This is a genomic window from Paenarthrobacter sp. C1 (assembly GCF_049315185.1).
GTDB lineage: Bacteria > Actinomycetota > Actinomycetes > Actinomycetales > Micrococcaceae > Arthrobacter > Arthrobacter nicotinovorans.
Genome location: NZ_CP186052.1, coordinates 3,879,996 through 3,905,338, shown reverse-complemented (window position 1 = coordinate 3,905,338; position 25,343 = coordinate 3,879,996). Strand labels below are relative to the sequence as shown.

The window sequence follows — 25,343 nt, the reverse complement described above, 5'->3', positions numbered from 1 at the left end:
AACCAATTTACCCGTCCAGAAGATGCAGATGGTCCTTCGTATCCAGGTCCTCGCCCGAGCAGAGATCGCTGCAGTCCACCAGGTCCACCAACCCCGGATGGGCTTTGAGGAAGGAACGCGCCCCCGTGTCACCATGGGCGGCTGCGGCCGCCTCGGAGCGGAGGCCGACGTCGAAAATCACCGGGTGCCTGCGTTTCAGATGGCCTGATGCATCCGGGTAGGCGGCTGCGGTGACCCGGCCGGGACGATGGCTGCCCAGCAGCCTGCTCACCGCCGTCGGGGTCAACCCGGGCTGGTCGACCAGGGCTACCATGATGTTGTTGCCGGAGGTGGCGGCGTCGATGCCGGCGCGGAAGGATCCGGCCATTCCCTTGGCCCAGTCGGGGTTATCCACCACCGTATGCGGGCCCAGCTCCGTGGCGCTGCGGACGCGGTCGGCCTCTGCGCCGAGGACCACCACTACCTCGCTGCAGCCGCCGTCGAACAGTGTGTCGGCCAGGACTTCCACCAGCGTGCGGGCGCGGAAAGGCAGCAGCGCCTTGGGGCCACGCCCCAGGCGGGTGCCGGCGCCGGCGGCGAGCAGGACACCGGTGGTGGGTGTCGTGCCGGATGGAGTCATATCCTCACCATACGCGCGGGGGTTCATGCGGTCTCTAGCTCCTGGGTGGCTTTCCATTTGATCTACCGATATCGGTTTCAAACTACTGCTGAGTAGGGCTGTTGGCCCCGTGAATTGGCTATTAGGGTCGATGACGGAGTTATGAGGTCAGCTCGGTTACGCAACGACGCGTGAGGACAGGGGAAAATGGCGGGCAGTTTCGAGATTCTCAAAGCAGGTACCAATTCATTCCGTTTCAGGCTCACAGCCGAGGACGGCACAGTTGTGGCAGTGTCGCCGCAGTTTCCCAATTTGAAGGCCGTGGTGGCCGGTATCAACGCAGTCCGCGAGAACGCGGCAACGGGCTTTGTGGTCGACCGGCGGAACCTGGGCACCTGAGCCCGGTCCGGCGAAACCAGCACAACGACAGTTGGCGGCAGTGTTCTTCACGAACACTGCCGCCAACTGTCGTTAGTGCGGGTTGTCAGGCGTCGCCGCCTGCTCCGCCGGTGGTACCGGCGTTGACGTCGAGCAGTTTGTAGCGGTCAATGGCGTACGACGGCGCGCCCTCCTCGACTTCACCCCTCGCCGCCAGCAACTGGAGGGTTTTGGCGACGATGGAGTGGGTGTCGTTTTTGAAGTAGCGGCGTGCGGCTTGGCGGGTGTCGGAGAAGCCGAAGCCGTCTGCTCCGAGGGAGGCGAAGTCGTTGGGGATGAATTGTCGGATTTGGTCGGGGACGGCTTTCATGTAGTCGGAGACTGCGATGACTGGTCCGGTGTGGCCGTGGAGTTGTTCGGTGATGAAGGGTGTGCGGGTGGGTTGGCCGGGGTTGAGGAAGGCGTGTTCTTCGGCGTCGAGTCCGTCGCGTCGGAGTTCGTTCCAGGAGGTCACGGACCAGACGGTCGCGGCGACGCCCCAGTCGTCGTTGAGGATTTTTTGGGCTTCGAGGGCCCAGGGGACGGACACGCCGGAGGCGAGGATGTTCGCGGTGGGGCGGTTTCCGTTTCCGGTGGTGCTCTCGGGGGCGTCGGCGAGTTGGTAGATGCCTTTGAGGAGCCCGTTGGTGTCGAGGTTTTCGGGTTCGGCGGGTTGGGTGATGGGCTCGTTGTAGACGGTGAGGTAGTACATGACGTTTTTATCGTCACTGGCCTCGCCGTACATTTGTTCGAGGCCGTGGCGGATGATGTGGCCGATTTCGTAGCCGTAGGCGGGGTCGTAGGTGCGGACGGCGGGGTTGGTGGAGGCCAGGATGGGGGAGTGCCCGTCGGCGTGTTGGAGTCCTTCGCCGGTGAGGGTGGTTCGTCCTGCGGTCGCGCCGATGATGAAGCCGCGGGTCATTTGGTCCGCGGCGGCCCAGAAGGAATCTCCGGTGCGTTGGAAGCCGAACATGGAGTAGAACACGTAGATCGGGACCAGGGGTTCGCCGTGGGTGGCGTAGGCGGTGCCGGCGGCGGTGAATGCTGCGACGGCGCCGGCTTCGTTGATGCCGGGGTGGATCAGTTGGCCTGCGGGTGATTCTTTGTAGGCCAGGACGAGGTCGCGGTCCACGGAGAGGTAGTTCTGGCCTTTGGGGTTGTAGATTTTCGCGGTCGGGAAGAACGCGTCCATGCCGAAGGTGCGGGATTCGTCCGGGACCACGGGCACGAACCGGGCGCCGAAGTTTTTGTCGCGCATGAGGTCTTTGAGGAGCCGGACGAAGGCCATGGTGGTCGCGGCTTGTTGTTTGCCGGATCCGCGTTTGGCGACGTCGTAGGATTTGGCTTCGGGCAGGGTGACCGGGGTGTGGGTGCGGCGCCGTTCGGGCACGAACCCGCCGAGTTCGGCGCGGCGGTCCATGAGGTATTTGATTTCCGGGGCGTCCATGCCGGGGTGGTAGTACGGGGGCCGGTAAAGGTCGGCGTCGAGCTGGTCATCGCTGATCGGGATGCGCAGGTGGTCACGGAAGGCTTTGAGGTCTTCCATGGTGAGCTTCTTCATTTGGTGGGTCGCGTTGCGGCCCTCGAAGTGCGGGCCCAGGCCGTAGCCCTTGACCGTTTTGGCCAGGATCACGGTGGGTTTGCCCTTGAACTCGGTCGCTGCCTTGTACGCGGCGTAGACCTTGCGGTAGTCGTGACCGCCGCGTTTGAGGCCCCAGATCTGCTCATCGTCCAGGTCCGCGACCATGTCCTTGGTCTGCGGGGACTTACCGAAGAAGTGCTCACGGACGAACCCGCCGGACTCGGCCTTGTAGGTCTGGTAGTCACCATCGGGGGTTTCGTTCATGATTTTCACCAACGCCCCGTCCTTGTCCGCTTCCAGCAGGGAGTCCCATTCCCGGCCCCAGACGACCTTGATCACGTTCCAGCCCGCACCGCGGAAGAACGCTTCGAGTTCCTGCATGATCTTGCCGTTGCCACGCACCGGCCCGTCCAGGCGCTGAAGGTTGCAGTTGATCACGAAGTTCAGGTTGTCCAGGTTCTCGTTCGCTGCCAGCTGCAGCAGACCACGGGACTCGGGCTCGTCCATTTCCCCGTCACCAAGGAACGCCCAGACCTGCTGGTCCGAGGTGTCCTTGATCCCACGGTTCTGCAGGTACCGGTTGGACTGGGCCTGGTAAATCGCGTTCATCGGGCCGATACCCATCGACACGGTCGGGAATTCCCAGAAATCAGGCATCAACCGCGGGTGCGGGTACGAGGACAACGCGTGCCCGGCCTTGGACTTCTCCTGACGGAACCCGTCCAGGTCTTCTTCGCTCAACCGGCCTTCCATGAACGCCCTGGCGTACATCCCCGGAGACGCGTGACCCTGGAAAAACACCTGGTCCCCGCCACTGGGGTGGTCCTTGCCGCGGAAGAAATGGTTGAAGCCCACCTCATACAACGTCGCAGCACCGGCATAAGTGGAAATATGCCCACCCACACCAATATCGGAGCGCTGCGCACGATGGACCATCACCGCAGCGTTCCACCGCATATACGCCCGGTACCGGCGCTCGAACTCCTCGTTCCCCGGGAACGGCGCTTCCTGATCCACCGGGATCGTGTTCACATAATCAGTGGTCGTCACCATCGGCACACCCACCGACCGGGCACCAGCACGCTGCAACAACGAACGCATAATGTACTGAGCCCGCTCGGTACCCTGCTCAGCGATCAACGCATCAAGGGACTCAATCCACTCCGCGGTCTCTTCCGGATCACGATCAGGCAGCTGGGCAGTCAACCCGCTGAGGATGTGTGAGGTCTCTTCTCCTGCAGCCACGTCCAACCTCTCTTCATTGAATGTCTGGGCGCTTGCTCTGTGGGGGGCGCTCAAGGAATTTCGTATTGTGAGAATAAAATTCTGCAATTCGAGATTACGTCCGCCGATGGGCAGCGTCAACACGGATTACGTATCCGAAACAATCAACCCGCAAACCTGGCGGCAAACAACCAAATGTGACCCTGCATACAGCGTGAAGCCTTGACCGGGCGTGACCTGCGTCATAGAGTTCTTTCACTATTCAATAACTCGATTCCATAATGTGGAATCAGTACGAAGTGGAGATCCACGATGCAGACGACTTCATCAGTCGGCGTCAATGAGACTCCGGAAGACGCAAAGACGGGTGCCCCCAACCACCCGGTCGTGGGAAACACGGATCTTTGCGCGATTGCTTCCGAAGCCGCAGGCCGTACCATCAGTCCCAGTCTTTACAACATCGACCTCGCCCCCACCAAGGCCAAGGGCCGCAAGTGGACCAGCTACAGCATCTTTACCCTCTGGGCCAACGACGTCCACAGCCTGGGTAACTATGCCTTCGCCATCGGGCTGTTTTCCCTGGGCCTGGGAGGATGGCAGATCCTGGTAGCCCTGGGCATCGGCGCCGTCCTTCTGTTCGCCCTCCTGAATTTCTCAGGTTTCATGGGCCAGAAGACAGGTGTCCCGTTCCCGGTCATGAGCCGCATCAGCTTCGGCATCAGGGGAGCCCAGATCGCCAGCCTCGTCCGCGGTGCCGTTGCCGTTGCCTGGTTCGGCATCCAGACGTACCTGGCGTCGGTGGTCCTCCGGGTCCTGCTGGTAGCCGTGGCTCCCGGACTGAAGGACCTGGACAGCAACTCCATCCTCGGCCTTTCAACCCTTGGCTGGTTCTCCTTCGTGGCGCTGTGGATCGTGCAGCTGGTGATCGTCAGCTTCGGCATGGAAATGATCCGTAAGTACGAGGCCTTCGCCGGCCCCATCATCCTGGTGACGATGGCGGCCATTGCAGTGTGGGTCTTCATCGAAGCCGGCGGTGCCATCCAGTGGAGCGGCATCAAGGGCCTTGAGGGCACCGAAATGTGGCTCACCATTTTCGCCGGCGGCGCCCTGTGGGTATCCATCTACGGAACGTTCGTGCTGAACTTCTGCGACTTCACCCGCTCTTCAACGTCCAGGAAGTCCATCGTCAAGGGCAACTTCTGGGGCATCCCCATCAACATGCTTGTCTTTGGTGCGATCGTCGTCGTCATGGCCGGCGGCCAGTACAAGATCAACGGCACTGTCATCCAGAGCCCGTCGGACATCGTGCAGAGCATCCCGAATACGCTCCTGCTGGTCCTGGCCTGCCTTGCCCTGTTGATCCTGACCATCGCGGTGAACCTGATGGCCAATTTCGTGGCCCCGGTTTATGCACTGACGAACCTTTTCCCGCGGCACTTGAATTTCCGCAAGGCAGCCTGGGTGAGCGGCACCATCGGCCTGGTCATCCTGCCCTGGAACCTCTACAACAACCCCATCGTGATCGTGTACTTCCTCGGTGGCCTGGGCGCCTTGCTCGGCCCGCTGTTCGGTGTGGTCATGGCTGACTACTGGCTGGTCCGGCGCGGCAAGGTCAATGTTCCGGAGCTGTACTCGGAAGACCCCAAGGGCGCGTACTTCTACAAGCGCGGCGTCAACCCCAAGGCCATTATCGCCATGCTTCCGGCCGCTGCCATGGCCATCGCCATCGCGTTCATTCCCGCTTTGGCGGCCGCAGCTCCGTTCGCCTGGTTCATCGGAGCAGGCGTCGCTGCGCTCACGTACTTCGCCGTGGCAGACAAGAAGCAGGTCCACGAGGACGTTTCCGGCGAGCCAATCGCCGTCGCCAGCACGCACTGAGCGCCGTCAACCAAAGATATAAAGGACATTCCATGCGCATCCTTGTCGCGAACGTCAACACCACCCAATCCATGACCGATTCCATTGCAGCCCAGGCCCGCGCGGTGGCGGCGCCCGGCACCGAGATCATCGGAATCACACCCCGCTTCGGCGCCGATTCCTGCGAAGGCAACTTCGAAAGCTACCTGGCCGCGATTGCCGTCATGGACGCCGTGGTCAACTATCCGGAACCGTTCGACGCCGTCATCCAAGCCGGCTACGGCGAGCACGGCCGCGAAGGCCTCCAGGAACTGCTGGACGTGCCGGTCGTGGACATCACCGAGGCCGCAGCCAGCACGGCGATGTTCCTGGGCCACAAGTACTCCGTGGTGACCACGCTCGACCGCGCGGTTCCCCTCATCGAGGACCGGCTCAAGCTCGCCGGGCTGGAAGCGCGTTGTGCCTCCGTCCGTGCCAGTGGCATGGCTGTGCTGGAACTCGAGGAGTATCCGGAACGTGCGGTCGCGGCGATCGTCGGCCAGGCGGAGCAAGCGGTGCAGAATGACAAGGCCGAAGTGATCGTCCTTGGCTGCGGCGGCATGGCCGGACTGGATGAGCAGATCCGCCAACGCACCGGGGTTCCCGTGGTGGACGGGGTTGCTGCTGCGGTCACGATCGCCGAGTCCTTGGTCCGCCTTGGCCTGTCCACGTCCAAGGTGCGAACGTATGCCACGCCCCGCCCGAAGACTGTCATAGGCTGGCCGATAACCGCAGCCCAGGCCGCCGAAGCCGCGCGCTGAGCCAAAGCGCTGAACGCACCACCCGAGAGGCAACCACATGACTGACTCCAGCCTGCCCGCCGACCTGAGGGTCGCCGTCGTTACCGGGGCCGGTTCCGGTATCGGGCGGGCCGTCGCCAGGCTCATGCTGGCCGATGGCTACAAGGTAGCGCTGGCCGGGCGGCGGGAGGCGCAATTGCTTGAAACCGCCGACGGCCATCCGGATGCCCTGGCGGTTCCCTGCGACGTAACCGTGCCCGACGACGTCGCGCGCCTTTTCGCGGAGGTGCGCCAACGCTGGGGCCGGGTGGATGTGCTGTTCAACAACGCCGGGGTCTTCGGACCGGCCGGAGACGTGGGGGAGATTGGCGTTGACGAGTGGGAAGCAACCCTGCGTGTCAACGTCACGGGGTCCATGTTGTGCGCTGCGGAGGCTGTCCGGACCATGAAGGACCAGCAACCGCACGGTGGGCGCATCATCAACAATGGTTCCATCTCGGCCCATTCGCCCAGGCCCAGGTCCGTGGCTTACACGGTCACCAAGCATGCGATGACGGGCCTGACCAAGAGCATCGAGCTTGATGGCCGGGCGTTCGGGATCACGTGCGGGCAGATCGATATCGGCAATACCCGTACGGAGATCATGGACACCATCGGCGTGGGCTCAGGGGCCTTGCAAGCCGACGGCAGCCGCAAGGTGGAACCCATGTTTCCGGTGGAAGATGCTGCCCGCGCCGTGCTCATGATGGCCAACATGCCGGCCACGGCCAGTGTTGGATCCTTGGTGGTCACGGCCGCCGGAATGCCGTTCGTAGGCCGCGGCTAGCGAGTTTTTGTACACTTACCGCCCTTAAATCGGGCCCTTTAGGGCATCTGCTGTACAAAAACTCGCGGCCGAGCGGGCGGACCTGTGGATAACGTCCCGCCGGCTCCTTCGTTGTGACTCAATAGGGCATGCGTCCTTTGTCGCCTCTTCCCCCTGCCCTCTCTAGTCGCGCCTTTACCATCAAGGAGGCCGCGGAATATGGCGTCGCTCCCAAGCGACTCCGGGCAACGGACCTGGTGGTGCCCAGCCGCGGACTCCGCATTCCGCAGAAACCGCAGACGCTACTGGACATCGCCCGGCCCCATCTTGAACTTCGTCAGGGCGATTTCCTCAGCCACATCAGTGCCGCTGAGGTACTGGGACTGCCGTTGCCTCCTTGGGCGCATTTCAAACCCGACGACGGCGGGCCGGTGACCGCAGTTGCGGAACCTGTTCCTTGGGGTCCCAAGAGCGGCCCCCACTTTCGCGAACCGGGGAGATTTATCCACCTGTCACGGTCACGGGGTGGTTCTTTGCCGCGGCGAAGAGGGGTGGCCGGTCACAGGCTGACGTTGCGGGAAGGCGACCTCGCTGATCTGGACGGCGTTGTGCTCACGTCCGTGGCGCGTACATGGGTGGACCTGGCCACCATGCTGCCGATTGAAGACTTGGTGGTGGCCGGCGACGCCATTGTCAGCGAACATACCCGCACGTTCGGTCCGGCAAGGGTAGCGATGGTTTCCTTGTCCGAACTACGCGCGTTCGTTGCGCGGGCCAACGGTGTCCATGGTGTTCGCAAAGCCCGCTTGGCGCTCGACGACTTGAGGGTGGGTGTCGACTCCCCGCCGGAAACCAAGCTGAGACTCATGCTGGAGGACGCCCGCTTGCCGGCGTTTATGCCCAACTGTCCAGTGATGGATGCCCTGGGGCGGCCTGTGTGGACGGACTTGGGATGCCCTGAGTATCGCACTTGCCTGGAGTATGAAGGCCTTCATCATCTGTCTCCCGAACAGCAGGCGCTTGACGCCTATCGGGACCAGCGGGTTGCAGACGCCGGTTGGCGGCAGGTCAAGATCAACAGGATCGACATGCGGCAAGGGCAGAGGTGGGTGGTTGCCCGGGTGGCGCAGGCCCTCCGCAAGCAGGGCTGGGCAGCGTAGTTTTTGTACAGCTCCCGCCCCTAAACACCCCTCATGCGGGCATCACCTGTACAAAAAACCAATTGTGACTTCCACAATATGGAAATCGAATTTCCCCTTGCGGAATGGTGTGACCGGGCTTACATTGAAAACATCCCCCCAAAACGAGGGGCTGTTCCCAAACTGATTGGTTCAGATCAATGAAGATCCCAGACCCCGCGGCGCTGAAGGCGAGTTCGGCCCCGCAGAAGAAAAAGCGGCTGTACCAGTCGCTCTTTTTTCAAATCCTGATCGCCGTCGTCGCAGGTGTGCTCATCGGTCATTTCTGGCCGAACATCGGGTCCGCACTCCGGCCACTGGGTGATGGATTCATTCAACTCATCAAAATGATCATCGCCCCGCTGATTTTCCTCGTGATCGTCACAGGCATCTCGGCAGTGGGCGACGTCAAGGCGGTCGGAAGGGTCGGGGTCAAAGCCCTCCTGTACTTCACCGGCGCCACTCTCTTCGCCTTGGTCTTCGGGCTCATCGTCGGCAACATTGTTCAGCCGGGTGCCGGCCTGAACATTGACCCCTCAACGCTTTCCCAGGACGCACTGAACGCCAAGACCGGCAACGCGCCTCCCAAGGACGCCGCAGCGTTCATCCTGGATGTCATTCCCGTCAGCGTGATCGGCGCTTTCGCCAGCAACAGCCTGCTCCAGGTGCTCTTCTTCTCGGTCTTCTTCGGCGCCGCGATCGTGGTCATCGGCCGGGACCGTTGCCTCCCGGTCATCAGCCTCATGGAGACTGTCCTGGAGCTGATCTTCAAGATCATGTCCTGGATCATGAAGGTGGCCCCCATCGGTGCTTTCGGTGCCATGGCGTTCATTATCGGCCAGTACGGCGTGGGCACCCTTGGAACGTATGCCCTGTTGATAGCGTCCTGCTACGGCGCCGCGATCGTCTTCATCGGCCTGCTGTTCCTCGTGGCCTGGGGCTTCGCCCGTGTTCCGCTGTGGCAGTTCCTGAAGTACACCCGGGAGGAGTTCCTGCTGGCTCTCGGCACTGCTTCCACCGAAGCTGTCATGCCACGCATCATGACCAAGCTGACCAACGCCGGCTGCTCCCGTGCCACCACCGGTCTTGTGGTTCCGACCGGCTACTCGTTCAACCTCGACGGCGCAGCGATCTACCTTTCCATCTCCCTGTTGTTCCTGGCCCAGGCGTTCGGGCACAACCTGGACCTCGGCCAGCAACTGGCGGCGCTGGGTGTGCTGCTCCTGACTTCCAAGGGCATGGCCGGCGTTCCCGGTTCGTCCTTCCTGGCACTCTCCGCCACCGCGGCCGCACTGGGCATTTTCCCGGTAGCCGGCGTGGCACTCCTCCTCGGAGCCGACCGCCTCATGGACTCCATGCGCGTCGTGGTGAACCTGCTGGGCAACTGCGTAGCGACCTTCGTCGTCGCAAAGTGGGAAGGCCAGTTCGACCGCAGCGTCATGGTCCGCGCCTTCAACGGCGAGATCACCAACGAGGACACGGCCATCATGCTCGGCAAGGAAGAGGTCTACGCACAGCAGGAGCTGGAGCGCATCAGCACCGGCCAGCAGCCCTCCCCGAAGTTCCGCGGCGGACCTGCAGCGGACGACATCCCCCAGTTCGAGATGAGCAAGCCCGGGCAACCGTCCACCCCGGTCTGCCCTGACTGACCTGGCGGGTTTTTGTACAGCTGATGCCCCTAAGACGTGGTCTTAGGGGCATCAGCTGTACAAAAACTCGTTTAGAGGGGCAGCAGTTCAGAAAGATCGGCGCGCAAACCGGAGGCGGTCACCTTGTGGGCCGAAACGGCGTCGGCCCAGGTGATGCTGCCGGTCACCAAACCAAGCCAGGTGTCGGCGTCGGTCTCTATGACGTTCGGGGGAGTGCCGCGCGTGTGCCGGGGCCCCTCCACGCATTGGGTGACGCCGAACGGCGGGACGCGGACCTCCACTGAATTGCCGGGCGCACGCGCGGTGACTTCTTCCAGCGTGTAGCGGACCGCCGTCGCTATCACAGCGCGCGACGGCGTGGTCCCGGCAGCGGTGCCAGGCTCACCGGCGGCTTCACCACTGGAAGGCCCGACGGCGGTTTGCCAGGCGGCCAGCGCAGCCCGGCCCTCGGAGATGTCGACGCGGCGTCGTGCAACAGCCATGGGTTCTTTCCTTCTTAACTACTAGTCCAGCAGGGCAGAGACTGCGTGGCCCAGCCGGATCCTGCCCACTTCATGACCGCCACCCAGAACAGGCTCCACCACCCGTTCAAGGACGTTGGATACGGCCGGGATGTCCACCGCCCCGCTCACGGCGAGCAGGGTCAGTCCCACAAGGGTGGTGGCGCGGAGGTTGCCGTCCAGAACCTTGACTGCCACCGTGGCGCCAGTGGGGGTGGCCAGGACCAGGACGCCTTCGGCGCCGATCTTGGCCAGAACCTCCAGCTCTTCCATGACGACGGTGTTCGACTCACCCTTGCCCTGGACGGCCCACGGGTAATCCAGCATGGACGTGGCGATGGTGGCTGCGCGGGCGTTGGAGGATTTATCGCCCGGGGACTTGGCCAGGCGGGAGTAGGCACGGGCCAACCCGGTCAGCGAGAGCGCGGCAACAGGAGCGCCGCAGCCGTCGATGCCCAGGTGTGAGATGGTTTCGTCGCTGTATTCCTCGATCACGGAACGCACCCTTTGCTGGAGGGGGTGGTTCGGTTCGAGGTAGCTGCGGAGGTCCCAGCCGTTTTCGGTGCACGCCCACAGGAAGGCTGCGTGCTTGCCGGAGCAGTTGAAGGCGAGCTTGGACTGCCCGCGCTCGGACCGGACCAGCCAGTTCCGGGCTGTCTCGTCCTGGGGCCAGGCGGTGGGGCACTGCAGGTGTTCCTCCCGAACGCCGGCCGCTTTGAGCATTCCCTCCACCACGTCCATGTGGTCCAGGGATCCGGTGTGGCTTCCGCACGCCACGGCCACCTGGGCGCCGCGCAGCGGAACTCCGGACTGCATGGAGGCGAGGGCCTGGAAGGGCTTGAGGGTTGACCGGGCGAAGACGGGAGCATCGATGTCGCCGAGGCGGGTGACAACGGAACCGTCACCCGCGAGGACCACGGCCGCACCTATGTGCCGGGACTCGATGAAGCCACTGCGTTCGATCACTGCCAGTTCGACGGCGGTCTCAACGTTGAACGTTTCATGCGAACTCATGGGCATGAAGCAAGTCTAGGCGTGGCGGGGTGGTTCCCGGGCCAGGCGGGTGCGCGCCGGGTCCGCTGCGTGACACAGCTTAGGCCGAGCGCTCCACACAAAGTACCCTTGAAGACTGTGAAGGTACTCGTCATTGGCCCAGGCGGCCGCGAACACGCCATTGTCCGCTCTCTGCTTGAAGACCCCAACGTTTCCGAGGTCCACGCGGCCCCCGGCAACGCGGGCATCAGCAAACTCGTGCCCACGCACGCTATTGACGGGAACAACCCGGAAGCCGTCTCCGCCCTCGCCTCCAAGCTGGGCGTGGACCTGGTAGTCGTTGGCCCGGAAGCGCCGCTGGCAGCCGGTGTCTCCGATGCCGTGCGCGAGGCCGGCATTCCGGTGTTCGGCCCCAGCAAGGAAGCCGCCCAGCTGGAAGCCTCCAAGGCGTTCGCCAAGCAGATCATGGCTGAAGCGAACGTTCCCACGGCCATGGCCCGTGTGGCCGAAAACGCCGAGGAAGCCGCAGACGCCCTGGATACCTTCGGCGCTCCCTACGTCGTCAAGGACGACGGACTGGCCGCAGGCAAGGGCGTCGTTGTCACCAAGGACCGCGCGGAGGCCCTGGCGCACGCGCAGACCTGCTTCGACGCCGGTGGAACCGTGGTGATCGAGGAATTCCTTGACGGCCCCGAAGTTTCCCTGTTTGTCCTCTGCGACGGCCGGACCACGGTCCCGCTGTCCCCGGCACAGGACTTCAAGCGCATCTTCGACAACGACGAAGGCCCCAACACCGGCGGCATGGGTGCCTACACTCCGCTGGAGTGGGCCCCCGAAGGCTTGGTCCAGGAAGTCATAGACCGTGTCGCCCAGCCCACCGTTGACGAGATGGCCCGCCGCGGCACGCCCTTCATCGGCGTCCTGTACTGCGGTTTGGCCCTCACCTCGCGCGGCACGCGCGTCATCGAATTCAATGTCCGTTTCGGCGATCCGGAGACCCAGGCTGTCCTGGCCCGCCTCAAGACGCCGCTCGGTGCGCTGCTGCTGGCAGCCGCCAAGGGCGAACTGGACACCGCCGAAGAGCTGCGCTGGTCCAAGGACACGGCAGTCGCCGTCGTCGTTGCTGCCGAGAACTACCCTGACGCACCCCGCACAGGCGACCGCATCCGTGGCCTGAAGAAGGTCGACGAACTGGACGGTGTCCACGTGGTCCATGCCGGTACCAAGCTGGACGACGAAGGCAAGGTTGTCTCCGCCGGCGGCCGCGTCCTGGCGGTTGTGGCGCTCGGTTCGGATCTGGTGGAGGCTCGCGAGAAAGCGTACGACGGCGTCGAGCTGGTTCAGCTTGAAGGCTCGCAGTTTCGTACGGACATCGCAGGCAAGGCCGCCCGCGGCGAAATCCGGGTGCCGTACGCGGCCACCGGCACCATCCCGAAAGTGCAGGCCTGAGCATGACTGAATCCCTCCCCGCAGGCGGTTTCAAGACCGAGGCCCTGGATCTCCCGGGCTGGACCCACGTCTACTCCGGCAAGGTCCGTGACCTCTACGTCCCCGCCGATGAAGCGATCACGGAGAAGATCGGCCAGGAATGCGTTCTGGTTGTCGCCAGCGACCGCATCAGCGCCTACGATCACGTCCTCGGCAGTGAGATCCCGGACAAGGGCCGCGTCCTGACCCAGCTGAGCCTGTGGTGGTTCGAGCAGTTGGACGTTGAGCACCACGTTCTGGCCTCAACAGTCGAAGGCGGAGTGCCTGCCGAGGTCGAGGGCCGGGCCATGATCTGCAAGAAGCTGGACATGTTCCCGGTGGAATGCATCGCCCGCGGCTACCTGACGGGTTCGGGCCTGGCCGAGTACAAGGAACACGGCACCGTCTGCGAGATCCCGCTGCCTGAGGGCCTGGTTGATGGCTCCCGCCTGGAGAAGGCACTGTTCACGCCGTCTGCGAAGGCCGAGGTTGGCGAGCACGACGTCAATATCACCTACGACGACGTCGTGGCGATGGTGGGCGATGACATTGCTGCCCGCCTGAGCGAGCTCACGCTGAAGATCTACACCCGCGCCGAGGAGATCGCCCGTGAACGCGGCATCATCCTGGCCGACACCAAAGTGGAATTCGGTATCGACGCCGCCACGGGTGTGATCACCCTTGGTGATGAGGTCCTTACGCCGGATTCCTCGCGGTTCTGGGATGCGTCCACGTACGCGCCCGGCAAGTCGCAGCCCTCGTATGACAAGCAGTACGTCCGTGACTGGCTGACCTCCGCGGAATCCGGCTGGGACAAGTCCTCGGACACCCCGCCGCCGGCACTTCCCGCCGACGTCGTGGAGCGCACCCGTGCCCGTTACGTGGAGGCTTACGAGAAGCTCACGGGCCGCACGTTCGCGTAAAGCATCCAACTGAGTCGCAGTTTATGCCGTTTTGAGCTCATAACGGCATGAACTGCGACTCACTTGTCTAATCAGGCTTGGGAGTGTTCCTTCGCGGCCCGGCGCTCGGCCAAACGGATCTCCAGGACGGCGTCCATGGCTTGCTGGACCCTGTCCGAGGCTCCCGCGGCGCTGAAATCGTGCTGGGCTTCCTCCAGGAACTTCAGAGCTTCCGACGCTTCTCCTGCAGCCTTCAACGACTTACCCAACAGCAGTGAAACTTCGCCGGCCGTGTGGCGGGCCAAGACCTTGCGGTCGGTATGGATTTCGCGGAGCTTTTCGACGGCGGCCGGAATGTCGCCGGTGAGATAGAGCCACCGGGCGCGGATGAAAGCGACCTCCAACTGGTCCGTCTTGTTGCCTCCCACGATCGACAGCGCGAGTTCTGCGCGTTCAATGGCGGACAGGGTTTCCGGTTCCACGATGCCGGAGGACAGGCGTACCGCTGCCGAGGCCTTGTTGAAGCGGGCCCACAGCTCGATGTCATTGGCGGGGGAGAGCAGTTTGGCGGCGCGTTCGTGGTGTTTGATGCCCTCCACGTAGTCGTGGCGCATGAAAGCCACGTTGCCCACCACCCACGCGACCTCACCGGCCAACTGGGACATGGAATGTTCGTCCATGTGCTCGATCATCGCCAGGCAATACTCCCAGGCCTCATCCAGCTTGCCGCTCTCAGCCAATGCACCGATCAGCGCGCGATGCGCGCCAATGATGAGGGTGGAGCCCTTGGGCAGTTGCTCGCTGAGCTTCACTGCCTGCTTGGCATGCTCGACGGCGGTGGCCAGCTGCCCTTGTCCGTGGCACACGGCGGCAAGCATCTGCCAGGCGCGTACTCCGAGGCCGGCGGACTCGGTGGCCATGGGGTGCTCCAGCAGGTGCTCAACGATCTGCTGGCATTCCTTGAGCTGGCCTTGCTTCATCACGCACTCGGCCTGCATATAGGTCATGTTCCACCAAGCGCTGTTGTTCTTGGCCTCGAGGGCTATTTGCGCTGCGGTGGCGGCGTGGCTCGCGGCGAGTTGGTAGTCCCGCAGGTCCCACGCCTGGCGGGCGTACAGGCCGGCCAGGACGTACTCGGCATCGCTGACGGAGACGGGTTGGCTCCACGCTTCCAACGCTTTGGGAGCCAGTTCCAGCCGGCGGGCCAGCTCTTCGATGACCTCTGCCGTAGGTTCGCGCCTGCCGGTTTCCAGCAGTGAAATGTAGCTGGGCGAGTACAGGTTCTTGCCGAGCTCTGCCTGCGTTAACCCGCGTTCGAGCCGTTCGGCACGTAGTTTCTCGCCGAATCCGTTTCCCACGGGTCCCTCCTACAGGTGTCTTTTGACCAAAACCTTGACAGTCTCTGTGGAAAACATTTTACAATGTATGTCAACAGGGACCGCGCAATTTCCGTAACGAATCCGACTCGCATTGGGGTACATCATGTTCAAGAAAATCTTCGCGTCAGTGGCCTTGGCAAGCGCACTGACCGCCACGGTTGCAGTTCCCGCAGTCGTCTCTGCCGCTTCGGCAGCAGACTCCTCCACCGTAAGCGCCATCGGCAACTGGCCTGATCCCATGCGCATTGCTGCGCCGACCAAGTCAGCGGACACCACCTATACGCCGATGTCCATCGGTAACTGGCCGGATCCAATGTAAATCAATTGTAGTTAGTAAAACCCCGGGGCGTGACGAGCGATGCCCCGGGGTTTTACTTTTGCCCATTTTGGCGTGCAATGGCGCCGGGGATATTCATTCGCTCAACGATTCACGTTTGGCAGCACCCGAAGCCACAAAGGCCGCAACGACGATGAACAGCACCACCCCGGCTGCGGTGATCGAAGCCAGGGTTGGCGGTTCCAGCGTGGGAAACAGAGGTATGGCCGCCGCACCTGCAGCAGAGCAGATGCCTCCCATGATCACGTAGGGACCTGCTGCCTTGTGGCCCGCACCCCACGCTTCCTCGGAAACCGTGGTGGCCGGCAAACGGATCCCGACCAGGGAGTTCATGGGGAGCTTGCCCTTGATGCAGATCGACCCCATGACGATGAGCAGGGCTCCCATGGCGCCCAGGATGACGATGAGCTGGATAAATTCTGTCTGCATTCTCTGGCCCTGCCCGTTCTGCGATTTCCTAGAACCCGATGTCGATGGCGCCAGGATGCTGCGCTGACCCTTGACAGCGTAGTGACAGCGTTCTCCCGTGCAAACAGAAAAAGCGCAGCCTGTGGATAACCGCGACGAAAGCGGCTGGACTTGGACAGAAATGGCAACAAAAAATGGCGCCGATTTCTCGACGCCATTTTCGTGTTTGGTCGGGATGACAGGATTTGAACCTGCGACCTCTTCGTCCCGAACGAAGCGCGCTACCAAGCTGCGCTACATCCCGATCCGCTGCGAAAGCAACTGTTCAAGAATAGCCGAAACGTCCCGTGATGCGAAATCGGGGAGAGGGTGTCCCTCGCCACACCCGCACCCGGCACCACGACTACACCAGTGAGTCCCGCCAAGCCCCGTGCAACTGCGCAAAGCGTCCGCCGCCGCTGATCAGCTCGGCGGGCGTCCCGTCCTCGACGATGCGCCCGTCGTGGACCACCAGCACCCGGTCGGCCGTCTCCACGGTTGAGAGGCGGTGGGCAATGATGATGGCCGTTCGGGCAGCGTTCCCGCCTGCGACTCCCTCCAGGAGATGAGCCAGTCCTTGCTGGACCATCCGCTCGGAAGGAATATCCAGGGAGGATGTAGCTTCGTCCAGAATCAACACGGCCGGCGCGGCAAGGAAGGCCCGGGCAAAACCGATGAGCTGCCGTTGGCCCGACGACACCCGGCCGCCCCGTTTGTTGACGTCCGTGTCGTAGCCCTCGGGCAGGCTCGTGATGAACTCGTGCGCACCAACTGCTGCGGCGGCGGCCTCGATTTCGGCGCGGGAAGCCTCGGGGCGACCCAAAGCAATGTTGTCGGCAACCGAACCGCTGAAGAGGAAGGCCTCTTGGGTCACCATCACCACGGCGCGGCGGAGGTCCGTCGTCGCCAGGTCCCGCAGGTCCACCCCATCCAAGGTGATGGCGCCGGACGTGACATCGTAGAAGCGGGCCACCAGCTTGGCCAGTGTGGACTTACCGGCACCTGTCTGTCCCACCAAGGCAACCGTCTGCCCGGCCGGAATGTGCAGGTCCAAGGTAGGAACAACCAACTGGCCGTCGCTGTAGCCGAACTCCACGCCCTTGAAGTCGATCTCCCCGCGTGAGCTTTTCAAAGGCACCGGGTTTTTCGGCGGACGGACGGTGGGTACTTCTTCCAAGAGTCCGGACACCTTTTCCAGCGCCGCCTGGGCACTCTGGAAGGAGTTGTAGAACATGGCCATCTGGTCCACCGGCTGGAAAAAGCGTTTTGTGGAGAGGATCAGGGCCAGCAGGACGCCTACTGCGAGGTCGCCGCTGAGCACCCGGAAGCCGCCAAACAGCAGGACCACAGCCACGCACACGTTACCGATCAGCACCAGTCCGGGTTGGAAAATGCCGTTCAGGTTGATGGAGCGGACAGTGTTCTTGCGGTAGTCCTCAGCCAGTTGGCCATAGCGGTCCGCATTCTCGCGCTCCTTGCGGAACGCCTTCACAGCGCGGATACCCGTCATGGTCTCCACAAAGTGCACGATCAACCGGGCGGAGACCACCCGGGATTCCCGGAACGCGATCTGCGAGTGTTTCTGGTACCAACGCGCCAGGAAGAACATGGGGACACCGGCCGCGAGCATGATCAGGCCACTCCGCCAATCCAAGGCAAACACCGTGAATGCCGTGAACAGCATGAACAGCATGCCGGAGGCGAGAGAACTAACCCCGGAATCCAACAGCTCTCGCAGCGCTTCCAGGTCCGAAGTTTGCCGGGCGATGATGCGTCCCGAGGTGTACTTCTCATGGAATTCCAGGCTCAGGCGCTGCGTGTGCCGGAAAACGCGGAGCCGCAGGTCCAGGAGCATCGCCTGGCTCAACCGGGCCGTGGAGGTCACGTAGAGCGCGGTCATTCCGGCCGTGGCGATCGCAGCGGCCAGATAGAGGGACCCAGCCAGCACCAAGGGCCCGTTGTCGCCTGCCTGAAGTGCCGGCAAGGCGTTGTCGATCCCAAAGGCGATCAGTGCCGGCCCCGCTACGCGGGTGAGCTGCGAAACAACCACCATCACGATCGTCAGCCAAAACCGCAACCGCACCGGGCGGATCAGCGAGGCAAGCAAGGCGAGCGACCGGCGTCGTACGGCTTTGCTGTCTGCTTTGCTGAGGTGGGTGTTGTCCTCGTTGGCGGTGCCAAAGGTTGTGGCGCTCACCGGCGGGCCTCCTCAGCTTCTTCGAGTTCGTCCAGTTCTGTATCAAGGTCCTTCGGACCGGCATCCAGGCTGGCGATGACGTAACGGTAGTGGTCGTTTTCGGCCAGCAGTTCCGTGTGGGTTCCGACGGCGGTGATGGTCCCGTTTTCGAGCAAGGCCACCCGGTCGGCCAACGCCACAGTGGAGGGACGGTGCGCCACGATCAGCGTGGTGGTCTCGCGGAGAACCTCACGCAAGCGGGCTTCCACGCGCTCCTCGGTGTTGACGTCCAAAGCGGACAGGGGATCGTCCAGCACCAGGACTTTCGGCTTGGCGGCGATGGCGCGGGCCAGGGCGATGCGCTGCCGCTGGCCACCGGACAGGCTCAGGCCTTCCTCTCCGATGAGGGTGTCCACGCCGTCCGGCAGGGAGTAGGCAAAGTGTGCCTGCGCCACATCCAATGCCTCGTCCAAGGCTGCGTCGCTGGGATCGGGTGCACCAAGCAGCACGTTGTCACGCACCGAACTGGAGAAGAGCGTGGTGTCCTCGAACGCCACTGCAACCACCTTGCGGAGCTCGTCGATGTCGAAGTCGCGGACATCCACGCCGTCGATGGTTACTGCACCGGCTGTGACGTCGTACAGGCGGGGGACCAGTTGAAGCAGCGCGCTCTTGCCGCTTCCCGTGATGCCCACCAGGGCCATGGTTTCGCCGGGGCGGATGTCCAGGGTGATGTCGTGCAGGAGGGTGCCGCCGTCGTCGAACCCGAAACCTGCGTGGTCAAAGCGCAAGGCACCCTTGACGGTTTCCGGCACCACGGCCGTCTCCGGGGAGGTGATGGTGTTCTCGGTGTCCATGACCTCGAAATGCCGGTCCAGCGCGGTCTTGGCCGTGAGCGCCATGGCCAAGAGCATGCCGGAGAATTCAACCGGGGTAGCCACCACGGCTGCGGTCGCGAAAAAGGCGACCAAGGCACCAATGCTGAGCTGACCGCTCGCGGCGAGCATGACGCCAACCACCAGCCCGACACCCAAGGCGAGTTCCGGCAGCAGTGTCACCACCAAGGTGAAACCGGCCTGCTGCTTGGCTTTCGCGATCTCCGTCTGGCGCAGTTCCTCAGCCTGGCCATTGAAGTTCTCCAGTGCCTCGCGGCTCCGTCCGAACGCCTTCAGGACACGGATTCCGTGGACGGATTCCTCAACGGTGGTGGCGAGGTCGCCGGCCTGGTCCTGGCTGAGCCGGGCCACCAGGCTGAAGCGCCGCCGGAACCGGAAAGAATTGATCATGATCGGCACCGCGGCGGCGAGGAAGATGAGCGCCAGCTGCCAGCTCATGGAGAACATCACGCCGACGCCGATGATCACCGTCAGTGTCGTGACCACCAGCATGATCGCGCCGAACGCCATCCAACGGCGCAGGAAGCTGAGGTCCGTCATGGCGCGGGAGAGCAGCTGCCCGGAACCCCAGCGGTCATGGAACGCCACGGTGAGCTCCTGCAGGTGCCCGTAAAGGGTCACGCGCATCCGGGTCTCCACGGTGGTGGCCGGGTTGATCACGAACTGGCGGCGCAAGGCCACCAGTCCTGCTTCGGCGATGCCCAGAGCAAGGATCACGACGGCGGCAATCCAGACGGCGTCCGTGGAACCGCCGGGCTGCAAGGAGTTGTTGACCAAGACCCGCAGGACTTGCGGGATGGTGAGCGCGACAATGCTGGCCAGCAAGGCGCAGATCAGGCCCATGAATAGGCGCGGGAGGATGGGCCGTACGTGAGGGTACAGGCGGCCGACGGAGGTGAAAAATGAGGTTTGCTTGGACATGCCCGCTTCTCAACAGCTGGATCTTCAGATGGTGCGGAGGTAGTTTCCCGTAGCAACTACCCTATGCCATGGCGTGATTCGTTTCACAGGACCACGCACCCCAGGTGAAATGTTTGACCCAGTTATTGGGATTCGTAATGCTGCGCGAGGTTCAGTTGCGTGGCGTGAGCGTCAGCAGCACAGCCTCCGGGCGGCAGGCTATACGGACGGGGGCGAACCGCGAGGTGCCGATGCCGCCCGAGACGTTCACCGGCGTCGTGAATCCATCGCTTTCCCAATCGTGGAGGCCTTTGGCCCGCCAGGTGGGGAGGTCGCAGTTGGAGACCAAGGCGCCGTAGCCGGGGATGCAGATCTGGCCGCCGTGAGTGTGACCGGCGATGATCAGGTCTGCTCCCGCCTCGGTGAAGTGGTCCAGCACGCGTTGGTAGGGAGCGTGGATCACGGCGACTTTGAGGTGCGGCCGGGCATCCTGGTTCACGGTGCCGCGGGGCCAGCCGGCGTAGCGTTCGCGCCCCAAATGGGGATCGTCGACGCCCGAAAAATCGAACCGCAGGCCGTTGAGGACCACAGACTGGGCACGGTTGGTGAGGTCGATCCAGCCACTCATGCCGAAGGCGGAGCGGAGCTTGGGCCAGTCGAGCTGGAGGGGCTCGGTTTTAGGTTTCGAAGGACCACGGAAGTAGCCCGCCGGGTTCTTGATCCGCGGCGCGTAGTAGTCGTTGGAACCTGGAACGAAGACCCCGGGGAACTCCATCAGGGGCCTCAAGGCCTGGATGAGGGGGTCAACGGCCTTGGTGTGGCTCAAGTTGTCGCCCGTGTTGACTACAAGATCGGGTTTGAGGTCCGCCAGGGAATGCAGCCATTGCGTCTTCTTGACTTGGCCGGGGACAAAGTGGATGTCGCTCAGGTGCAGGACACGAAGGGGTGCCGAGCCCTCAGGGAGAATTGGCAACGTTTCGTGGCGGACCTCGAACTGGTCCTTTTCCCACCACCCGTAGGCGGCAGCCGCTGTACCTGCGGCTGCCCCGACGGCTGCAGTGACGGCAAAACCGCGCCCGAAAAAACGGGCGCGGTTTGCCAGTGAATCAGCGAACGTCACTCGTTAGTCCTTGCCGGGGGCGTCGTTGTTTCCATTGCCGTTACCGTTGTTGCCGGTTCCGGTGGACGGCGCGGGGTTTGGCGCCTGCTTTGGCGCGGACGGAGTGTTGTTCGACGGTGCGTTGTTGTTGCGTTGCGGCGTCGGCGCACCAGTCAGGTTGGACGGTGGTTGCGGGAACGGGTTGGTGCCGTAGGCCGGGGCGACAGACAACATGTAGTTGGTGAACTGCGGGCCGGCGATCATATAGCCGTCGATGGACGGGTAGAACTTGCCGTTCACGGTGAGGTTGCGTCCGTAGCGAGACTGATTACCCAAAGGATCACCGAACCAGGAAGCAGTTGCAAGACCGCTGGTGTAGCCAACAACCCAAGTGGAGCCGTTTGAGTCGTTCGTGCCTGTTTTGGCAGCCACCGGGAAGTTGTTTTTTGTTGAAAGGGATGGCCTGATCAGCGAACCGGAACCTGAATTCAGCACTTCCTGCATCGCATAGGCCACACCACGAGCCACCTCGGGCTTCACGGCGTCCTTGCAGCTGGAGGACTGCGCGGGGAGGTCAGCTCCCGACTGGTCCTTCACTGAGGTGATGGCGATGGGTGCACAGTACTTACCATCGGCTGCGAACGTCGCGAAGGCGGTAGCCATGGTCAAAGGAGCTGTCTGGGTTGAACCGATCAGGTTGGCCAGAGTTGTCATGGGGACCTTGGGATTTGGGTCCGTGATTTTGCCTGTGTTGTCGCGGGCGGGGAGGCCGCCATGAATGCCTGTGGCGTCAACGATGCCTTGGATCCCGCACAGATCAACTTGGGCCGCTGAGGCAAACGTGGCTGTGTTAATCGAATTTTTGAGGCCGTACAGGACGGTCATGTTCCTGTAGTAGCCCTCGTCTGAGTTCTGTAGGTCGAAGGTCCCATTTGTTGAGTCGTACCAGCCGACGGTAGGCGCGGGGCATGTGTTCTTCCAAGGGAAGTTCTGCGGATACCTGCGAACGGCCGCATTGACATTGGTTTCCATCGACTTCCCCTCATTCAGCCACTGGGCGAACGTGAAGGGTTTCATCGTGGAACCGGGCTGGAACCCACCGATGCCGTTGAGGTCGTTGCCGTTGGCGTCGACCACATCAACGTTGAAGTTCTGGGTCTGATCGAACTTGCCCTCTTGAGGGAGCCACACGGTGTTCTGAGCCATGCTGACGATCTGTCCCGTGCCCGGCTGGACAGAGACGATTGAGGCGCCCCACTTGTCCGGGTTGGCACCCGCCGTGGCGTCAACCTGCTGCTGAGCCACGTTCTGGGCAGTCGGATCGAGGGTGGTCTGGATGGTCAGGCCGCCGCGCATAACGCGCTTTTCGCGTTCCTCCGTGGTGTCACCGTAAGCCGGGTTGTTCAGCAGGAGGTGCAGAACATAATCGCAGAAGTACGGAGCCATGGTGGCGTAGGCGCAACCCTGGCGGGCCGGGGTTACCTTGGTGGTCACGGGCGTGGCGACAGCTTCGTCGTACTGGGCCTGGGTGATCTTCTTCTGGGCCAGCATGGCGTTCAGGACAAGGTCGCGCCGCATCTTCGAGTTGTCCGGGTTGGTGATCGGATCGAAGGCAGACGGGCTGTTGACCAGGCCGGCAAGCAGCGCAGCTTGGGGAAGCGTCAGGTCTTTGGCGGTGGTGCTGAAGAAGAACTTGGACGCAGCTTCGATGCCGTAGGCATCGCGGTTGAAGAACACGATGTTGAGGTAGCCCTCAAGGATCTGCTCCTTGGAGAACTTCTTCTCCAGGGCGATCGCGAGCTTCATTTCGCGGAGCTTGTCGCCCACGCCCTTGTTAACACCGTTGAGGAGGACGTCGTCACCCTTGCCCGACGCCACCAGTGACTCGTTGATGACGTTGTTCACGTACTGCTGGGTGATGGTGGACGCACCCTGCTTGTTGCCGCGGGCGGTGCTCACCAGTGCTCGCATGATGCCGGTGGTGTCGATTCCGCCGTGCTCATAAAAACGGCTGTCCTCGATGGCGATGACAGCGTCCTTGATGAAAGGGCTCATGGAATCCAGCGGAACCTTGGTGCGGTTCTCTGCGTAGATCGAGGCGATCGGCGTACCGTCTTTCGCCAGGATCGTGGTGTTCTGGCTGGGCGGATCCACTTGCAGTTCCGCCGGCAGAGTGTCAAAGAACTGGATTGAACCACTTGCGGCACTGCCCGAGACGGCAGCGGCGGGGACCAAAAGTCCCGCCACCAGGACGCCACAGATCGCACTCACGCCAAGGAAACCTAAAATCTTTCCGAGGGTGGTGGCAGTATCGAATATGGGGTTCTTGCGAGTCACCATGTTTTCCAGTTTACCGGCAAGGGCTAGGCTTTCTGTCATGACCAAATGGGAGTACGCCACGATTCCGCTCATTATTCACGCCACCAAGCAGATCCTGGACCAGTGGGGCGAGGACGGCTGGGAGCTTGTCCAGGTTGTCGGCGGCCCCGATGGCAAGGGCCTTGTCGCATACCTTAAGAGGGAGAAGCAGTAACCATGACCACCCCCGCAGAAACCACCTCTCCCGCGGAATCCGGCGCCCCGACGTCGGCCGTTGAGCAGCGTCTCGCCGAGCTCGGACTGACCCTTCCCGAGGTCGCCGCCCCCGTAGCCGCCTACGTCCCTGCCGTCGTGTCCGGCAACTACGTTTACACGTCCGGACAGTTGCCCTTTATTAACGGCAAACTCGAAGCTACGGGCAAGGTGTCCTTGGGCGAGTTGGGTGCCTCGGACGAGGCAACTGTTGATCCCGAAGAAGCCAAGCGCTACGCCGCCGTCTGCGCCATTAACGCACTGGCTGCCGTCAAGAGCGTCATCGGCGACCTCGATCGCGTAACCCGCATCGTGAAGGTCGTCGGATTCGTATCCTCCGAACCCACCTTCACCGGCCAGCCCGGCGTCATCAACGGTGCGTCGGAACTTCTCGGACAGGTATTCGGCGACGCCGGCATCCACGCACGTTCCGCCGTCGGCGTTTCCGTGCTGCCCCTCGACTCTCCCGTAGAGGTCGAGCTCATCGCTGAATTCAGCTAAGGAACCGGTTCACCCAATTGCCGCAGCTTGCCCGCCGATTGTTTGTCCTCCCTCCCGAACTTGAGGGGGCAGCACAAAACTGGCTTGAACTCGGCGAGCGGACCCCCAGGGCCGCCCGCTACGCATCATCCGTTGTTCTTCTGCGCGACTCGCCCTCCGGCTTGGAGACCTGGCTTGGATACAGGCCAGGCTCCTCGCCGTTGGGCGTTGTGGCGTTCCCGGGCGGTTCCCTGGACCCGTCCGACGACGACCCCGTCGGTTGGGTAGGCCCCTCACCCCAGCATTGGGCTGAGCAGATGGGAACAGACGACGTCGGACTCGCCCGCCGTCATGTGGTGGGTGCCATCCGTGAACTGTTCGAAGAAACGGGCGTCCTGTTGGCCGGACCCGACGCTTCCTCCACAGTGGAGGCCAACTCCACTGTGGACTGGATGCGTGCCCGCGAAGCCGTGGCCTCCCAGGAGAAGTCCTTCACGGAGATGCTCACCAAGCGTGGGCTTTCCCTGCGGACGGATCTGCTGAAGCCGCTGGTTAACTGGCTCAGTCCGGACTTTGCGCACACCCGCTTCAACACCCGGTACTTTGCCGCAACCGTGCCGGTGAACCAGCAGCCCAGCATCCTTGGCAGCAAAGGTGTGTGGGGCCGATGGGTGTCTGCGGCAGAGGCCATTGCCCTCCGCGAGACGTCCGCCCTCGGCGACGAAATCGCCCAGCCAAACACTGTGGGCCTGGCCCTTGGGCAGCTTTTGGTGCCGGGCTCCGAAATCATGCTGGAAAAGATGGCCCACGCCAACGGGTGCATCGCGTACCTGAGCTACAAGCGCAAAGCTCACGTCTACCAGCCCAAACTGGTGGACGAGGGCGGCATCCTGATGCTCGAAGTCGAAGCCGCCAAGACCGTCGCGGGGGAGCCACAGCGCGAACGCTGACGCTTGCTCACGTTCCGCGTGTTTGAGCCTGACGCTTGCTCACGTTCCGCGTGCTTGAGCCTGATGCTCCCTCACGTTCCGCGTGCTTGAGCCTGACGCTTGCTCACGTTCCGCGTGCTTGAGCCTGACGCTTGCTCACGTTCCGCGTGCTTGAGCC

The 25,343-nt window shown here is 62.9% G+C and carries 22 protein-coding genes and 1 tRNA gene; 12 read left to right on the top strand and 11 right to left on the bottom strand.

The annotated features are described in order from the left end of the window. Positions 1–7: 7 nt before the first annotated feature. Entirely contained in the window at positions 8–646 is a 639-nt protein-coding gene (gene nboR, locus ACNAOU_RS18200; protein WP_422757426.1) for a nicotine blue oxidoreductase, read from the bottom strand. A gap of 159 nt (positions 647–805) precedes the next feature. On the opposite strand from nboR, the gene ACNAOU_RS18195 reads away from it, so the two are divergent. Beyond that, positions 806–997, top strand: coding sequence for a YegP family protein (locus ACNAOU_RS18195; RefSeq protein ID WP_044569301.1), 192 nt, complete (start codon positions 806–808; stop codon positions 995–997). Between the two features lie 85 nt (positions 998–1,082). Here ACNAOU_RS18195 and aceE read toward each other — a convergent pair whose 3' ends face one another. Next, on the bottom strand, positions 1,083–3,842 hold the full coding sequence (aceE, locus tag ACNAOU_RS18190; protein WP_422757425.1) for a pyruvate dehydrogenase (acetyl-transferring), homodimeric type: 2,760 nt from the start codon (positions 3,840–3,842) through the stop codon (positions 1,083–1,085). A gap of 291 nt (positions 3,843–4,133) precedes the next feature. Here aceE and ACNAOU_RS18185 point away from each other — a divergent pair, with 291 nt between their 5' ends. The 5 genes from ACNAOU_RS18185 to ACNAOU_RS18165 all read left to right on the top strand — a co-directional run bounded on the left by ACNAOU_RS18185 (position 4,134) and on the right by ACNAOU_RS18165 (position 10,089). After that, positions 4,134–5,699 (top strand): NCS1 family nucleobase:cation symporter-1, encoded by a 1,566-nt coding sequence (locus ACNAOU_RS18185; RefSeq protein ID WP_018777067.1) that lies wholly within the window; start codon positions 4,134–4,136, stop codon positions 5,697–5,699. A gap of 32 nt (positions 5,700–5,731) precedes the next feature. Beyond that, positions 5,732–6,478, top strand: coding sequence for an aspartate/glutamate racemase family protein (locus ACNAOU_RS18180; protein WP_110503670.1), 747 nt, complete (start codon positions 5,732–5,734; stop codon positions 6,476–6,478). A gap of 37 nt (positions 6,479–6,515) precedes the next feature. Beyond that, entirely contained in the window at positions 6,516–7,283 is a 768-nt protein-coding gene (locus ACNAOU_RS18175; protein ID WP_306876496.1) for an SDR family oxidoreductase, read from the top strand. A gap of 137 nt (positions 7,284–7,420) precedes the next feature. Continuing rightward, complete coding sequence (locus tag ACNAOU_RS18170; RefSeq protein WP_422757424.1) at positions 7,421–8,422, top strand: endonuclease domain-containing protein; 1,002 nt, start codon at positions 7,421–7,423, stop codon at positions 8,420–8,422. A 179-nt stretch (positions 8,423–8,601) separates the two neighbouring features. After that, a complete protein-coding gene (locus tag ACNAOU_RS18165; protein WP_416428661.1) occupies positions 8,602–10,089 on the top strand; it encodes a cation:dicarboxylate symporter family transporter in 1,488 nt (495 codons plus the stop codon). Between the two features lie 71 nt (positions 10,090–10,160). Here the strand turns inward: ACNAOU_RS18165 and ACNAOU_RS18160 are convergent, their stop codons facing one another. Continuing rightward, positions 10,161–10,571, bottom strand: coding sequence for a sterol carrier family protein (locus tag ACNAOU_RS18160; RefSeq protein WP_189075425.1), 411 nt, complete (start codon positions 10,569–10,571; stop codon positions 10,161–10,163). 21 nt (positions 10,572–10,592) lie between these two features. Beyond that, positions 10,593–11,609 (bottom strand): asparaginase, encoded by a 1,017-nt coding sequence (locus tag ACNAOU_RS18155; RefSeq protein WP_422757423.1) that lies wholly within the window; start codon positions 11,607–11,609, stop codon positions 10,593–10,595. A 111-nt stretch (positions 11,610–11,720) separates the two neighbouring features. On the opposite strand from ACNAOU_RS18155, the gene purD reads away from it, so the two are divergent. Together purD and ACNAOU_RS18145 are read left to right on the top strand one after the other, a co-directional pair. Beyond that, on the top strand, positions 11,721–13,031 hold the full coding sequence (gene purD, locus ACNAOU_RS18150) for a phosphoribosylamine--glycine ligase (RefSeq protein WP_079580980.1): 1,311 nt from the start codon (positions 11,721–11,723) through the stop codon (positions 13,029–13,031). 2 nt (positions 13,032–13,033) lie between these two features. Continuing rightward, a complete protein-coding gene (locus tag ACNAOU_RS18145; RefSeq protein ID WP_422757421.1) occupies positions 13,034–13,972 on the top strand; it encodes a phosphoribosylaminoimidazolesuccinocarboxamide synthase in 939 nt (312 codons plus the stop codon). A 71-nt stretch (positions 13,973–14,043) separates the two neighbouring features. On the opposite strand, the gene ACNAOU_RS18140 is transcribed toward ACNAOU_RS18145, so the two are convergent. Further along, entirely contained in the window at positions 14,044–15,309 is a 1,266-nt protein-coding gene (locus ACNAOU_RS18140) for a helix-turn-helix domain-containing protein (RefSeq protein WP_018777057.1), read from the bottom strand. Between the two features lie 124 nt (positions 15,310–15,433). Here ACNAOU_RS18140 and ACNAOU_RS18135 point away from each other — a divergent pair, with 124 nt between their 5' ends. Continuing rightward, positions 15,434–15,649 (top strand): hypothetical protein, encoded by a 216-nt coding sequence (locus ACNAOU_RS18135; protein WP_018777056.1) that lies wholly within the window; start codon positions 15,434–15,436, stop codon positions 15,647–15,649. A gap of 93 nt (positions 15,650–15,742) precedes the next feature. On the opposite strand, the gene ACNAOU_RS18130 is transcribed toward ACNAOU_RS18135, so the two are convergent. The 6 genes from ACNAOU_RS18130 to ACNAOU_RS18105 form a co-directional block, all read right to left on the bottom strand. Beyond that, complete coding sequence (locus ACNAOU_RS18130) at positions 15,743–16,096, bottom strand: SdpI family protein (protein WP_413304947.1); 354 nt, start codon at positions 16,094–16,096, stop codon at positions 15,743–15,745. Between the two features lie 206 nt (positions 16,097–16,302). Further along, a tRNA-Pro gene (locus tag ACNAOU_RS18125) sits at positions 16,303–16,379 on the bottom strand. 99 nt (positions 16,380–16,478) lie between these two features. Next, the gene (locus ACNAOU_RS18120; RefSeq protein WP_018777054.1) at positions 16,479–18,311 is read right to left on the bottom strand and encodes an ABC transporter ATP-binding protein; all 1,833 of its coding nucleotides are present in this window, start codon (positions 18,309–18,311) and stop codon (positions 16,479–16,481) included. Next, the gene (locus tag ACNAOU_RS18115) at positions 18,308–20,107 is read right to left on the bottom strand and encodes an ABC transporter ATP-binding protein (RefSeq protein ID WP_110503674.1); all 1,800 of its coding nucleotides are present in this window, start codon (positions 20,105–20,107) and stop codon (positions 18,308–18,310) included. Before ACNAOU_RS18115 ends, ACNAOU_RS18120 begins: the two co-directional genes overlap by 4 nt. Positions 20,108–20,258: 151 nt before the next feature. Continuing rightward, positions 20,259–21,206, bottom strand: coding sequence for a metallophosphoesterase (locus ACNAOU_RS18110; RefSeq protein WP_422757420.1), 948 nt, complete (start codon positions 21,204–21,206; stop codon positions 20,259–20,261). A gap of 3 nt (positions 21,207–21,209) precedes the next feature. Next, positions 21,210–23,525, bottom strand: coding sequence for a transglycosylase domain-containing protein (locus ACNAOU_RS18105; protein WP_413304956.1), 2,316 nt, complete (start codon positions 23,523–23,525; stop codon positions 21,210–21,212). A 37-nt stretch (positions 23,526–23,562) separates the two neighbouring features. Here ACNAOU_RS18105 and ACNAOU_RS18100 point away from each other — a divergent pair, with 37 nt between their 5' ends. From ACNAOU_RS18100 to ACNAOU_RS18090, 3 genes are read left to right on the top strand one after another with little or no spacing between them, the layout of a single operon-like run. Next, the gene (locus tag ACNAOU_RS18100) at positions 23,563–23,718 is read left to right on the top strand and encodes a DUF4177 domain-containing protein (RefSeq protein ID WP_011775990.1); all 156 of its coding nucleotides are present in this window, start codon (positions 23,563–23,565) and stop codon (positions 23,716–23,718) included. A gap of 2 nt (positions 23,719–23,720) precedes the next feature. Further along, the gene (locus ACNAOU_RS18095) at positions 23,721–24,257 is read left to right on the top strand and encodes a RidA family protein (protein WP_018777050.1); all 537 of its coding nucleotides are present in this window, start codon (positions 23,721–23,723) and stop codon (positions 24,255–24,257) included. A 17-nt stretch (positions 24,258–24,274) separates the two neighbouring features. Beyond that, entirely contained in the window at positions 24,275–25,186 is a 912-nt protein-coding gene (locus tag ACNAOU_RS18090) for an NUDIX hydrolase (protein WP_018777049.1), read from the top strand. Positions 25,187–25,343: the final 157 nt, after the last annotated feature.